Source organism: Rhizobium sp. LARHSG275, assembly GCF_052871115.1.
This window is the reverse complement of record NZ_JBIXJN010000013.1, coordinates 55,283-67,756: the sequence shown is the minus strand read 5'-3', so window position 1 is coordinate 67,756 and position 12,474 is coordinate 55,283. Positions and strand designations below refer to the sequence as shown.

The window sequence follows — 12,474 nt, the reverse complement described above, 5'->3', positions numbered from 1 at the left end:
GGTCTCCTCTTGGTGTCAGGCGGAAAGCAGCAGCGGGGCGACGTAGTCGAAGGCGAAGGCAGCCACGACGAGAACCGTGGCAATCCAGAGCGCGGCCTGGACGATGCGGCTGGGGACCGGGCGCGTGCAGGCGGCGCCATCGGCGCAGGCCTGCCTCGGCTTCCAGTAGACAAGGTAGAAGCCATAGCCGAGCACGCCCGCCGTTCCGGCGACGAACAGCGGCTTGTAGGGCGCAAGCGCCGTCAGATTGCCGATCCAGGCGCCGCCGATGCCGAGGCTGAACAGGACGAGCGGAATGATGCAGCAGGACGAAGCGGCGATAGCGCCGAGTATGCCACCGGCGGCGACCAGGCGCTGTCGCCCGGCCTCGCTTCGCTCTGGCGTCGTCAGGTTTGCCGCAGTTGGTGCAACGTCTGCTGGTCCGTGTCGCGATGCATTCATGTTCGACCTCGCTCTTCTTGTCGAAAACCTATCCGGGGGCTAATGTGCGGTCTGTAGCAACTACAGGGTCAAGAGGTATTTTGGGATGCGTGATCACGCTGGCGTGAAAGGCCTCAAGCGCGCCGAACTCGCCGGGCGCACAGGGTGCAATCTGGAGACGGTCCGCTATTACGAGAAGGTCGGCCTTCTGCCGGAGCCGCCGCGCACGGCGAGCGGCTATCGCAGCTACGACGGCACCCACGAGCGACGGCTTCGCTTCGTTCTGCGGGCGCGTGAGCTCGGCTTCTCCCTCGATGAAATCCGTGAACTGTTGCGCCTCGTCGACGAGCGCGACCGGCCTTGTACCGAGGCACGCGACGTTGCTGCCGTCCACCTTGCCGACGTCCAGTCGAAGATCACGGACCTCAAGCGTATGGAGCGGGTGCTCAAGGACGTCGTTGCCCAGTGCGGCGACGGCACGCTCCCGGAATGTCCGCTGATCGAGACGCTGTTCCAGGAGAGATGATCAATTGATCGCGCGATCACGGCCAGGAGGGGAACGAGGCGCGTGAGCGCGAGACGTTCCGCCGTTGGTATTCCAGCGTGCTTTGCGCCGGCCGTGCTCACGGGTTGCCGGTAGCGTGGAGGTCTGCTCTCCCCGAGGAAAAATTGCCGTTGGTCTGTGTCGCCCCGAACGGCCGCTTAGGACCTACAGCAGACTTCAGTCGCTTGTTCGTCCTGCGCAATTCCACGGCATAAGCTCATTCACCCGGCTCTGTTTGTGGCCATTAACGATGGAGGTGAGCGTGGCGGTCAGATACGCAAACGGATCGACGCCGTTGAGCATACAAGTCTCGATGAGCGAGGCAATGGTCGCCCAGTTCTCGGCCCCGGCGTCGTGACCGGCGAAGAGAGCGTTCTTCCGATTTAATGCTACCGGTCGGATGGTTCTTTCGACGGTGTTGTTGTCGATCTCGATGCGGCCATCAGTCAGGAAGACACAGGGGCCGTCCCAGTATTTGGCGATATACGCAAGAGCTTCGCCGAGCGGCGACTTACCGGCGACACCGGCACGATGCTGCGTGAGCCAAGTTCGCATGTCCGCAATCAACGGCGCGGACCGATTTTGCCTTCCTGCAAGCCGAACTTCGGCGGGAAGGCCGCGTAGCTCCGCCTCGATCCGATAGAGATTGCCAATCAGCTTCACGCCTTCTTCGGCAATCGGTGTCGAGCCAGTGCGGGTGATCTCGACCAGCTTGCGCCTTGCGTGTGCCCAACAATAGGCCAGCCGGATGTCTGGACCAACACGGTCCGGCGCGATCAGCCGATTATATCCGGCGTAGCCATCCACCTGAAGGATGCCCGTGAATCCTTGCAATATCCGCTCGGCATGTAGCCCGCCGCGACGGGGTGCGTAGGTGAAGGCCAGACCGGGCGGAGCGCCGCCGCCCCGTGGTCGGTCGTCGCGGGCCAGCGCCCAGAAATATCCGATTTTGGTTTTGCGGGAGCCGGGATCAAGGACTGGCGCACGGGTCTCGTCCATGAACAGTTTCGTTGACCGCTTCAGGTCTGCGATCAGAGCGTCGAAGACCGGGCGCAGTTCGAACGCTGCCCGACCGACCCAATCGGCGAGAGTGGATCGATCAAGGTCGATGCCCTGTCGGCTTATGATCTGGGCCTGGCGGTAGAGCGGCAGATGATCGGCGTACTTCGCCACCAACACATGCGCGATAGTGGCCTCGGTTGGTAATCCGGCGGTGATCAGTCGTGCTGGCGCTGGTGCCTGGGATACGCCGTCGGTGCACGCACGGCAGGCATACTTGGGGCGACGAGTGACGATGACGCGAAACTGCGCCGGGATGACATCCAGCCGCTCGGACACGTCCTCGCCGACGCAATGCTGGCATCCGCCGCACGGACAGATCAAGCTTTCGGGCTCTATGATCTCTTCCACGCGAGGAAGATGAGCAGGAAGAGAGCCGCGATTGGCGTCCATGGAGAAACTCCCGTTGCTTGTCCATGGAAAAGCGATCACAGATTAGAGCAGTGAAGGCAACGTGGGAGTGGAACACCGGTTACCTGCAGGCGGACCATTGCCCCAGATGGGGACCGCCTTGCAGAGGCGTCCGCCTGACGGACGGCGCGCGTGACGCAGCGCTGGAGAGAAGCGCTGCGGCTGAGGCTCGACACCTTCGTCGTCGACGGTGCGAAGCAGGAGGACGTCTTCGATGCGATCATCGCGGAAATCGGCAGTCTGCGGACAGCGTATGACCGCGACGCTGATCCTGCGGATGATCGTCCAACCGCGGAGGCTGAAGCCGTCCACCGAAGGGCCAGGAGCCCTGCCGTGATCTCAGGGATGCCGACGTCAGAGGGGCCGAATCCCTTCCGCCCATGACATGCCGAACCACACCGCCGAATCCGGCGCCTTGCTCCAGGCGATCAAAGTGTCGAGACCTGCCGTAACCGCGTCTCGTGAAAGCCCGGTCGCCACGATGTCGTCGATCGCTTCGTCGACGATGCTCGCAATGTTGCGAACCACATCCACGAAATCGGGATCACCCGCGCAACCGCCGAAGAAGACAAGCGTGTTACGGCGAGGCCGTAGATCCGCCTGGTGAAGCAACTGCACAAGGCGACGCCCGACTATAGGGTCGTTGCAATGCCTGTCATAGGTGCGCTGATAGGCGCTCCAGACCGACGAGAATCCTGGGGGTTCCGGCCATAGCCGCAGACCGTCGTAGTCGTCATCGGACAGGATCACACGGCCACCCGGCCGCACCGCGCGCGCCATGTTGCGGACGACCTGCAGCGGGTCGGGTATGTGCTCAAGGACAAAGCGAGCGTGAGCGACGTCGAACTGACCCAGTTCGTCGTCGCGAAGGGGCGGATCGAGGACGTCGCCCTGCCTCATCTCGATCATTGCGGTCTCGTCGTCGGCCGCCGCCTGGCGCGACGCCTCGGCGATCTGTTCGGGACTTCGCTCCAGCCCGAGCACCGGGACGCCGGTGACCCGTGCCATCATCCGCGAGTACTGACCAAGGCCGGCTCCGAAGTCGACGACGCGTTCACCGGCGGCGAGCTGCGCGGCATCGATACACCGCTCATTGAGCCGCCTGTTCAGTGCGGTCAACCGCTGTTGCTCGGCCTCGCTCGATCCATGCGTATAGTGGGATGATGACATTCGCTGCCCCCGCTGAATGGCGCGACAACGGTGCCAGAATTCGGGCGGGAGTCAATCAGGTCGACCTCATGTCCGCGCGCTCGGCCGACTTGTCCATCAGCGCGACTTTTCCCGTCTTGACGAGCAGCCCTCCAAGCGCTTCCGACGCGGCCTCCTCGTTGGAGAAGGCGCCGGCATTCGACGGGCGGCAGCCTTCCAACGCCGTTCGCCGCCCGAACGAGTTCGACTACGAGATTGGTCGTCACCGTCAAGGCGGATCGATCACTTGGCGAAAGGCCCATGGCCCGTCGTCGCCTAAGACCAGCCCGATCTTCAAGGTCTTCCGTTCCGAGCGGCGGCCGGCCTTCCGGTCGCCCCACCGTCCGCTCACGTCCCTGAAAGTCGCCAGTCCGCTTAGAGTGGCCATTCAGTGGGTTTGTCACATACAGGCGGGTGGTTTGTCGCGGTGAATGCTAATTGGGAGCCGTAGGGTAAATCATGCTGATCGCGTGCGGCCTATTCTCGGGAAGAACGGCTTCCGGCACGTTCAGCAGACTTTGATCGCCATTGCACCCTCCGTCTTGCTTAATCCCTCACATGGTTCCTCGCATCGGCAACGGTTGCCAGTATTGCCCCGGTGAATGCCAATGTTGAGGCATTCGCCTCGAGTGTCCCGATATCGCACCCCGGTCAAGTTTGCGCAATTATGTAGGAGCCGCCACCAAGCGCCAAAATGCGGTATTGAAATCGAACTCTTGAAATGAAAATGCCCGCACAGGGCGGGCAAATCCTTCCTTACTGACAGCAAGCTGCTATCGCAGCACTTCCAGTCCTTTTCGTTCAACAATATCAAGGATCTTGATGGCCGTGCTGCTGGGCTTTTTCGTTCCCTGCTCCCATGCTGCAACCGTGATCTTCTTAACATTGATGAATTGAGCAAACACGGCCTGGCTGACCTTGTTTGAGTTCCGGATTTTCTTGATCTCTTCTGGCGTATAGTCACGAAGAGGAGGAAGGCAGAGAGCGTCGAACTCCCGCATCGTCACATCGTCCACAAAGCCGGCTTCGTGCAGTCGCGCAGCAGACTTATGGACGTTCTTAAGAATTCTGCTCATGGCACTGAATCTCCAGTATCAATTTCAGTTCAATCATCTCAGCGAGCTTTTTGTCGTCGGCGAGCATGTAGACATCACATAGCTTTCGAAGGGCTTCCTTTTCCTTCTTCGTGATATTGTCGGTCTCGTTCTTGGCGAAGCCGTGCACGAAGATGAGCCTGTCGCCCTGACGATGGCCAACGATGGTCCGATAACTTCCACGCTTGCCGCGACCTGGTGCTGCCACTCGCTTCTTGAGAAGAAAGCCGCCCAATCTGGCGTCGACCAATCCAGCTTCGATCTCTTTCGCGGCATCGCACAACATGGCATCCGTCACATTGTACTCTGCGGCCCAGTCCTCGAACTCCAAATCCTTCAGAACTCTCACTGGCAATTTATATATTACTCCGTGATACAGATAGCAAGCGAGATCTTGGAAAGATCAAACCTGCAACGGCATCGTCAACCGCAGCCACTGGTTGATATTTGTCGCCAAACATAAATATTGCTTGAACATTTTCAATCGATGCCGACGGTTGAAGCATCACGGCAATACAGCCAGGGCCGTTGCCGCGCCCCCTCCGAAGCAACTGCGGGCACGAGCGCTGCTATCCGATCCGACGGCAGTGCTTCAAATGCCAGACGTGCCGCCGCGAATTTTCGGTCACCTCGCAGACGGTCTTCGCCTTCCGGAAGATGTCGTTTCGCGACATTCTGATGGGACTGTGGCTGTCTGTGAACAGCGCGAACGGCAAGAGCGCCCTTCCGCTCTCCCGCGAACTCGGCTGCCAGTACAAGAGCGCTTGGGTCTTCCTGATGAAGATGCGCGAGGCAAGCCTGCCAGTCTTGCCTTGCCTCCCACGGGAACCACAAGGCGAGCACAAAGTTCCCTGCCCACCATTGCATATCTATCATTATATAATATATTATAATGTATATTGTTAAGCGCCACGGAGCCAATCATGCCTGTAACCGCAATATCCGAGAAACTGTCGGTCTCGCCGCAGCCAAGTGTCGAGGACATCCGGTCGCTCCGCGACCGAGGATTCAAGTCCCTCATCAACAACCGGCCGGACAACGAGGATACGTCTCAGCCGAACACGCGGATCGAAAGACAGCAAGCGAAGCACTGCGACCTGTCCTATGCGTTTATTCCCGTCACGGCCGACACGATCACCGAGGCGGACGTTCGTGCCTTCCAGCGGGCCGTCGATGAATCGGACGGACCCGTTCTCGCACATTGCCAGACCGGCAAGCGCGCGCTTAACCTCTATCTGATTGGAGAGGTTCTGGACGGCAGCATGTCTGTCGACAAGGTCGTCGAATTCGGACGCAGCCGCGGCTTCGACACCAGCGCCGCCGCAGCCTGGCTCAAGCAACATGCTGCCCGCAGGCCGCAGGTGAAGGGCTTCTTCGACAAGCGCACCTGGAGCGTCCAGTATGTGGTTTCCGATCCGGTGACCCGCAAGTGCGCTATCGTCGATCCGGTACTCGACTTCGACGAGAAGTCCGGAGCTACGGCGACCATCAACGCGGACGCGATCCTCGACTACATCCGCGACAACGGGCTGACGGTCGAGTGGATCCTCGACACCCACCCCCATGCCGACCACTTCTCCGCCGCCCATTATCTGCAAGAGAAGACCGGCGCACAAACGGCGATCGGCGAGCGCGTCGTTGATGTCCAGAAGCTGTGGAAGGGCATCTACAACTGGCCTGAGCTTGCCACCGACGGCTCGCAATGGGACCGGCTGTTTGCCCATGGCGAGACCTTCGAGGTCGGCTCGATCGATGCCAAAGTGCTTTTCTCTCCGGGACACACGCTCGCCTCGATTACCTATGTAATCGGCGACGCGGCCTTCGTGCACGACACGCTCTTCATGCCCGACAGCGGCACGGCGCGCGCCGACTTCCCCGGCGGCGACGCGCGCGTCCTGTGGAAATCGATCCAGGAGATCCTGGCGCTCCCGGACGAGACGCGGATCTTCACGGGTCACGACTACCAGCCAGAGGGTCGGGCACCTCGATGGGAAAGCACGGTGGCCGAGCAGAAGAAGTCCAACCCGCATCTCGCCGGCGTGAACGAGGAAGAATTCGTTGCGCTACGGACGAAGCGCGACAATACGCTGCCTATGCCAAAGCTCATCCTGCATGCCCTGCAGGTGAACATCCGCGGCGGGCGCCTGCCGGACCCGGAAGCCAACGGCAAGCGCTACCTCAAGTTTCCGCTGGATGCATTGCAGGGAGCGGCATGGGAATGACCAGCGATCTGAAGGCGATGATGAAGGCGGGGCTTTCCCCCGCCGAGATGGCCGGCCGGGCCGGAGAGGTGGCGAACCTCATGAAGACGCTGTCCCATCCGGCGCGCCTGATGATCGTCTGCACGCTCGTGGAAGGCGAGCATTCGGTCGGGGAGCTTGAAGAGAAGATCGACGTCCACCAGCCGCATCTGTCGCAGCATCTGACCGTGCTGCGTGGCTCCGGGATTGTCGAAACGCGGCGGGAGGGGAAGCAGATCTTCTATCGCCTGACGGAGGAGAAGGCCGCCCAGCTGGTTGCCGCCCTCTATGACATCTTCTGCGTCGGCCAAGGCGAATGAGCACCTATCTTCCCTCTTTGGCCGGGGGCATCTTAATCGGCACCTCCGCGGTAATGCTCCTGCTCCTCAACGGCCGCATTGCCGGGATCAGCGGGATCGTCGGGCGTCTTGCTCAAGGCGTCGGCTTGAGCACCAATCTCGCCTTTGTGCTCGGGCTGCTGCTGGGGCCGTTCACCTACCTGCTGGCGTTCGGCGGCTGGCCGGCTGTTCGGATCACCGCCGGCTGGCCGCTGATCGTCGTCGCGGGGCTGCTCGTCGGCTTCGGCTCGCGCATGGGATCGGGCTGCACCAGCGGCCACGGCGTGCTTGGGCTTGCCCGCCTGTCGCCGCGGTCGATGGTGGCGGTCGCCACGTTCCTGACGGCCGGCGTTATCGCCGTCGCAACACTGCGAGGTCTCGGGCTATGAACCGGAACATTTTCCAATTCGTGGCCACTCTCGCCTCGGGTATCGTCTTCGGCTTCGGCCTGTCCCTGTCCGGCATGCTGAACCCGGTCCGGGTCCAGGGCTTCCTCAACGTGTTCGGCGCCTGGGATCCGAGCCTTGCCTTCGTTCTCGGCGGCGCGATCGTTGTCGCATTCACCGGCGTCCAGATCATGACACGGATGAAGCGTCCCGCCTTCGACGACAGGTTCCACGTGCCGACGAACCGTCGGATCGATGCTCCGCTGGTCGTTGGTTCGGCCTTGTTCGGCCTGGGCTGGGGGATCGGTGGCTTCTGTCCCGGTCCGGCCGTCGCATCCCTGTCGGTCGGCCTTCCCCAGACGTTCCTGTTCGTCATCGCGATGCTGGTCGGGATGAGCTTGCATGACAGAGTATGGAGCAGACGGACGTGAGCACCGTCATTTTGGCGGCCGTTGGCTCCGGCGGAATCGTCGGCTTCATGCTCGGCCTGCTCGGCGGCGGCGGGTCCATCCTGGCGACGCCGCTGCTCCTCTACGTGGTCGGCGTGACCCAGCCGCATATCGCGATCGGAACGGGTGCGCTTGCGGTCTCGGTGAATGCCTTCGCAAACTTCGCAAGCCACGCGATCAAGGGGCACGTCTGGTGGCGCTGCGCAGCCGTCTTCTCCGCGCTCGGCGTGATCGGCGCCCTCGGCGGCTCCAGCCTCGGCAAGGCGATGGATGGAGACAGCCTGATATTGCTATTCGGGGTCCTGATGGCGGTCGTCGGCGCTCTGATGCTGAAGCCCAGGAAGGCGGTGACGGTAGAGTGCCGTCCGGTCGACCTCAGGATGTGCCTTGCCACCGCCGCCGTGGCACTCGCCGCGGGCGCTGCGTCCGGCTTCTTCGGCATCGGCGGGGGCTTCCTGATCGTTCCCGGCCTCATGCTGGCAACGGGCATGCCGATGATCAACGCGATCGGCACATCGCTCCTCTCCGTCGGTGCGTTCGGACTGGCGACGGCCTTGAACTATGCCAGTTCGGGACTGGTGGACTGGTGGCTTGCCGCCGAATTCATCGGCGGCGGCATCGGCGGCGGCCTACTCGGCATGCTGCTCGCCACCCGGCTCAGCGCCTACAAGAACATTCTCAACCGCCTGTTCGCAGCGCTGATCTTCGCGGTCGCGGGTTACATCCTGTATCGGAACGGGGGGAGGTTGATGGCTGGCTGAGCGCTCAGTGCGGACGGCTCCAGGTCGGTCCCCAAGCCTTGCGCGCAGCACTCAGTTGCCCGCTTGTTGCGTTGCATGTGCTTGCAGCGGACGGTCTCCTGACGTGAAGAGTTTCGGGCGCCGGCAGGCGTACGAGACGCAATTACAGGCCTTTCCGCGGCCGTGCCGGTTTCCGGTGGCATGGCGAGCTTTCACGAACTCGTGATAGCGACCGGTGTAACGAATGTCGGGGAGATTGCGAACCTGAATATGCGCTCAACGAGAGCGTCCATTCACCATCGGGAGAACCCAATGTCCATCAAATCCACCATCAACTCCGTCGTCCTCGCCGGCGCTGTCACCACTGCCCTTGCTTCGATGGCCGGCGCCGGACCGCTCACCAAAGCCGAGGGTGCTGCTGCAATGGCCGCTCACAAGGAAAAATGCTTCGGCGTTGCCCTGAAGGGCCAGAATGATTGTGCAGCCGGCCCCGGCACGTCCTGCCAGGGTACCTCGACAGTCGACTTCCAGGGCAATTCCTGGAAGTTCGTACGGGGCGGCACCTGCACCTCCATCGTCCTGCCGAACGGCAAGCACGGCACGCTGAAGGCAATGTAATTTCTACACGCGGCAGCGATGACAATGAGGAGGCGGAGAGACGCCATGAGCACCGATCAAATTTCGACGACCGCGTCTGCGGCAACGACTCTCCGCTTTCCCCTCCATCCGATCGAGGGGCTCGCGGGGACGAGCTTCAAGCACGAGCATTTTGCCGCCATAGCCGCGGAGGGGCCTCATCGCGGGTTCTTCGAAGTCCATGCCGAGAATTATATGGGGGCCGGCGGGCCGCCGCATCGTATTCTCGAACAGATCCGCCGTGACAATCCGGTGTCGCTTCACGGCGTGTGCATGTCGATCGGCGGACCTCAGCCGCTCGACCGGGCCCATCTCGAACGTTTCCGCGCTCTCGTCGAACGCTACGAACCAGCTCTGGTATCCGAGCACCTGGCCTGGTCGACGCATCGCACGACCTTCCTCAACGACCTCCTTCCTCTTCCCTACACACGAGAAAGCCTGGCGCGGGTTTGCGAGCATATCGAGGAGGTGCAGGAGACCATCAGACGCCCGATCCTTCTCGAGAATCCATCCACCTATGTGACGTTCCGCCAATCGACGATGAGTGAGACCGATTTCATCCGCGCCATCGTCCGGCGCACCGGCTGCGGTCTTCTGCTCGACGTCAACAATGTATTCGTCTCCGCCACCAATCACGGGTTTTCAGCGCTCGACTACCTGTCCGATTTTCCCATTGCTGCGGTTGGTGAGATCCATCTCGCAGGCCACGCCGAGCAGACCGACGACGAGGACGAACTGCTGCTGATCGATAGCCATGACGGTCCGGTCGCCGATGCCGTCTGGAAGCTTTACGAGATCGTCATTGGCCGTAGTGGCCCCATCCCAACGCTCATCGAGTGGGACAGCAACATACCCGATTGGCCGATACTGCGTGGCGAGGCCCTCGCAGCGCAGGCGATCATGGATCACCATGGTTCCATCGCGTTGCAGGATCAAAGTCATGTTGCGGCTTGATCCCCCATCTCTTGGCATAGAGCCCCTGACTTATGCTGCGGATTTTGCGCCGGCCCTGACCAACCCGGACGCTGGGACGCCCGACGGCGTTGTCGGGCCAAACGGCAAGGGAGCGATCAAACGCTACAACGTCTACCGCAACAACGTCACCGTCAGTCTGATCGATGCCCTCGCCGGGATTTTCCCGGCGGTCCAACGCCTGACGGGGGCGGAGTTTTTCCGCGCCATGGCGCGCTTTCACCTGCGCGCCACGCCACCGGCATCGCCGCTTCTCTTCGAATATGGCCGGGATTTTCCCGCTTTCATCGAACAGTACGAATATGCCCAGTCCTTGCCCTGGCTTGCCGATGTCGCCCGGATCGAACGGGCTTGGCTGGACGCCTACCATGCAACGGATGTCGAGCCGCTTGCCGCTGATGCTCTTGCTTGCGTTCCGCCGGACCGTCTCGGTGAATTGGTCTTTGCAGCGCACCCGGCAACAAGGATCGTTCGGTCGGACTATCCGGCGCTGACGATCTTTGCCGCCAATCGCGGTGACGGCTCCTTAAGTCCGATCGAAGCGGTCGACCCGGAAGATGCGCTTATAACGCGGCCGGATATGGAGGTGGCGGTGCGTCATCTTCCTTTGGGCGGCGCGGAGTTCCTGATTTCCCTCATTGCCGGCGAACCGCTTAGTGTCGCCGCAGCCAAGGCTATCGACGCTTGTCCGTCGTTCGACATCGCGGCCAGCGTGGCCGGCATGATCGAAGCGGGGGTATTTTGCGGCATCACTCTGGGAGACGCATGATGATATCGACGACCCAACAGACTTCGATCAGAGACAGGTTTCAGCCGATCGTGACACTTGTGGAGATGGCACAGAGACTGGTTCGGGCCTTTGCGCAGCCGAGCATCGTTCAGGCGGTTGTGCGCCTCGCTCTGGCCGTGCCCTTTTGGAAGTCGGGCATTCTGAAGTGGGATGGTTTCCTGCAATTGAACGATACGGCGATCACATTGTTCACCGACGAATTCATGCTCCATCTGCCGGGCGGTCCCTATGCCTATCCGGCGCCAGTCACCATGGCCTTCCTGTCCGGCGCTGCCGAGATCACCTTTCCGATCTTGCTGGTTCTGGGCTTCGCTACCCGGTTTGCGGCAACCGGCCTGCTGTTCATGACGTTGATCGTCGAGATCACGGTGCCGGACGGATGGCCGATCCACATTACCTGGGCTGCGATGGCGCTGTCGCTCATGGCATGGGGGCCGGGAAAACTGTCGATCGACCATTGGCTTGCACGTTGGTTTGACCGCCGGGCTGCCTGATCCAGCTCTTTCGGTCAAACTGTTAGCAAGATTGACCTGCCAAGGCCCGGCCGTAGTGACGCCACGGCTGGGTCACCTTGACCACAAAGCTCTCGATAACCCGGAAATGGATGCTGCGAGTGACCAGCCTCGACATATGCAACAATCCGAAAGGGAAGGTCCGCAGAACATGATTTAGATACTCAGTGCTACGATCGGACTGATGGCCACACTCCGAACTTCCGGAAGTATGCTCGAGAAGATGCAGCAGCACTGCCGAAGCCGACCTGACGCGCCACCGCCTTCACCTTCGCTCCTTTGGTGAGTTTCCGTCGAGCAACGGTCAAATGCCATCCGGTCAAGTAAGCCTGCGGCGTTGTGCCGACCACCTCGCGAAACAGCGCCATGAAATGGCTCCGTGACATCCCCGCCATCGCAGCAAGGTCTTCGATGTTCCAAGCGCGAGTCGGAGCATCATGCATAGCTACCAATGTCCGGTATAATGAGGGGTGGGACAGGCCTGCCAGTAAGCCAGGTCCGGTTGCACCGCGGTCGATCGCCGTCCGCAGAATAAGCAAAACCATCACTTCACAGAGGCGGTTGAGGGCCGCGCTGCGCCCGCAACGGGATTCCAAGGCCTCCGCCAGGAAAGCGGCTGTTGTGTCCCGAAGGGTTGGAATGTCGCTGATTTCGACCAGAACTTGATCCGGCAGCGCGTTCAAGAGCGGGTTGCG

Annotated in this window: 17 protein-coding genes and 2 pseudogenes; 11 read left to right on the top strand and 8 right to left on the bottom strand. The window is 61.4% G+C overall.

Going from position 1 to position 12,474, the window contains the following annotated elements:
• Positions 1 to 15 precede the first annotated feature (15 nt).
• Complete coding sequence (locus tag ACIPSK_RS18850; protein WP_162118220.1) at positions 16 to 441, bottom strand: mercuric transporter MerT family protein; 426 nt, start codon at positions 439 to 441, stop codon at positions 16 to 18.
• Positions 442 to 526: 85 nt separating this feature from the next.
• On the opposite strand from ACIPSK_RS18850, the gene ACIPSK_RS18845 reads away from it, so the two are divergent.
• On the top strand, positions 527 to 946 hold the full coding sequence (locus tag ACIPSK_RS18845) for a MerR family transcriptional regulator (protein WP_162118221.1): 420 nt from the start codon (positions 527 to 529) through the stop codon (positions 944 to 946).
• Between the two features lie 195 nt (positions 947 to 1,141).
• Here ACIPSK_RS18845 and tnpC read toward each other — a convergent pair.
• Positions 1,142 to 2,410, bottom strand: a pseudogene (gene tnpC, locus ACIPSK_RS18840) (IS66 family transposase); the annotation flags it as partial.
• A 156-nt stretch (positions 2,411 to 2,566) separates the two neighbouring features.
• Between tnpC and ACIPSK_RS18835 the strand changes: the two are divergent.
• Positions 2,567 to 2,818, top strand: coding sequence for a hypothetical protein (locus tag ACIPSK_RS18835; protein WP_312876412.1), 252 nt, complete (start codon positions 2,567 to 2,569; stop codon positions 2,816 to 2,818).
• Here the strand turns inward: ACIPSK_RS18835 and ACIPSK_RS18830 are convergent.
• The 4 genes from ACIPSK_RS18830 to ACIPSK_RS18815 all read right to left on the bottom strand — a co-directional run bounded on the left by ACIPSK_RS18830 (position 2,789) and on the right by ACIPSK_RS18815 (position 5,065).
• A complete protein-coding gene (locus tag ACIPSK_RS18830; protein ID WP_162118222.1) occupies positions 2,789 to 3,604 on the bottom strand; it encodes a class I SAM-dependent methyltransferase in 816 nt (271 codons plus the stop codon). The two genes, ACIPSK_RS18835 and ACIPSK_RS18830, sit on opposite strands and share 30 nt — an antisense overlap.
• Before the next feature lie 55 nt (positions 3,605 to 3,659).
• Entirely contained in the window at positions 3,660 to 3,803 is a 144-nt protein-coding gene (locus tag ACIPSK_RS18825; protein ID WP_162118223.1) for a hypothetical protein, read from the bottom strand.
• Positions 3,804 to 4,395: 592 nt separating this feature from the next.
• Positions 4,396 to 4,698: a helix-turn-helix domain-containing protein gene (locus ACIPSK_RS18820; protein WP_112507876.1), complete on the bottom strand. Its 303-nt coding sequence runs from the start codon at positions 4,696 to 4,698 to the stop codon at positions 4,396 to 4,398.
• Positions 4,682 to 5,065, bottom strand: a complete 384-nt coding sequence (locus tag ACIPSK_RS18815; RefSeq protein WP_348642937.1) for a type II toxin-antitoxin system RelE/ParE family toxin — start codon at positions 5,063 to 5,065, stop codon at positions 4,682 to 4,684. Before ACIPSK_RS18815 ends, ACIPSK_RS18820 begins: the two co-directional genes overlap by 17 nt.
• A gap of 574 nt (positions 5,066 to 5,639) precedes the next feature.
• Between ACIPSK_RS18815 and blh the strand changes: the two genes are divergently transcribed.
• From blh to ACIPSK_RS18770, 9 genes are all read left to right on the top strand, one after another.
• Positions 5,640 to 6,938 (top strand): bifunctional sulfur transferase/dioxygenase Blh, encoded by a 1,299-nt coding sequence (gene blh, locus ACIPSK_RS18810; RefSeq protein WP_162118225.1) that lies wholly within the window; start codon positions 5,640 to 5,642, stop codon positions 6,936 to 6,938.
• Positions 6,929 to 7,276, top strand: a complete 348-nt coding sequence (gene bigR / locus ACIPSK_RS18805; RefSeq protein WP_170261948.1) for a sulfite-sensing transcriptional repressor BigR — start codon at positions 6,929 to 6,931, stop codon at positions 7,274 to 7,276. The genes blh and bigR overlap by 10 nt, the downstream gene beginning before the upstream one ends.
• A complete protein-coding gene (locus ACIPSK_RS18800) occupies positions 7,273 to 7,683 on the top strand; it encodes a YeeE/YedE family protein (protein ID WP_162118227.1) in 411 nt (136 codons plus the stop codon). The genes bigR and ACIPSK_RS18800 overlap by 4 nt, the downstream gene beginning before the upstream one ends.
• Positions 7,680 to 8,111: a YeeE/YedE family protein gene (locus ACIPSK_RS18795; protein WP_162118228.1), complete on the top strand. Its 432-nt coding sequence runs from the start codon at positions 7,680 to 7,682 to the stop codon at positions 8,109 to 8,111. Before ACIPSK_RS18800 ends, ACIPSK_RS18795 begins: the two co-directional genes overlap by 4 nt.
• Positions 8,093 to 8,890: a sulfite exporter TauE/SafE family protein gene (locus tag ACIPSK_RS18790; protein WP_162118229.1), complete on the top strand. Its 798-nt coding sequence runs from the start codon at positions 8,093 to 8,095 to the stop codon at positions 8,888 to 8,890. Before ACIPSK_RS18795 ends, ACIPSK_RS18790 begins: the two co-directional genes overlap by 19 nt.
• 291 nt (positions 8,891 to 9,181) lie before the next feature.
• Positions 9,182 to 9,487 (top strand): BufA1 family periplasmic bufferin-type metallophore, encoded by a 306-nt coding sequence (locus ACIPSK_RS18785; RefSeq protein WP_162118230.1) that lies wholly within the window; start codon positions 9,182 to 9,184, stop codon positions 9,485 to 9,487.
• A gap of 45 nt (positions 9,488 to 9,532) precedes the next feature.
• Positions 9,533 to 10,459 carry an MNIO family bufferin maturase gene (gene bufB / locus ACIPSK_RS18780; protein ID WP_168724902.1) on the top strand — a complete coding sequence of 309 codons (927 nt, stop codon included), beginning with the start codon at positions 9,533 to 9,535 and terminating at the stop codon, positions 10,457 to 10,459.
• Complete coding sequence (locus ACIPSK_RS18775; protein WP_162118231.1) at positions 10,446 to 11,246, top strand: HvfC/BufC N-terminal domain-containing protein; 801 nt, start codon at positions 10,446 to 10,448, stop codon at positions 11,244 to 11,246. Before bufB ends, ACIPSK_RS18775 begins: the two co-directional genes overlap by 14 nt.
• Complete coding sequence (locus ACIPSK_RS18770; RefSeq protein ID WP_162118232.1) at positions 11,243 to 11,761, top strand: DoxX family protein; 519 nt, start codon at positions 11,243 to 11,245, stop codon at positions 11,759 to 11,761. Before ACIPSK_RS18775 ends, ACIPSK_RS18770 begins: the two co-directional genes overlap by 4 nt.
• A gap of 188 nt (positions 11,762 to 11,949) precedes the next feature.
• On the opposite strand, the gene ACIPSK_RS18765 is transcribed toward ACIPSK_RS18770, so the two are convergent.
• Both ACIPSK_RS18765 and ACIPSK_RS18760 read right to left on the bottom strand, forming a co-directional pair.
• Complete coding sequence (locus ACIPSK_RS18765; RefSeq protein ID WP_348642938.1) at positions 11,950 to 12,324, bottom strand: helix-turn-helix transcriptional regulator; 375 nt, start codon at positions 12,322 to 12,324, stop codon at positions 11,950 to 11,952.
• Positions 12,304 to 12,465: pseudogene (locus ACIPSK_RS18760) on the bottom strand (cupin domain-containing protein); the annotation flags it as partial. The pseudogene ACIPSK_RS18760 and the gene ACIPSK_RS18765, both read right to left, overlap by 21 nt.
• Positions 12,466 to 12,474: the final 9 nt, after the last annotated feature.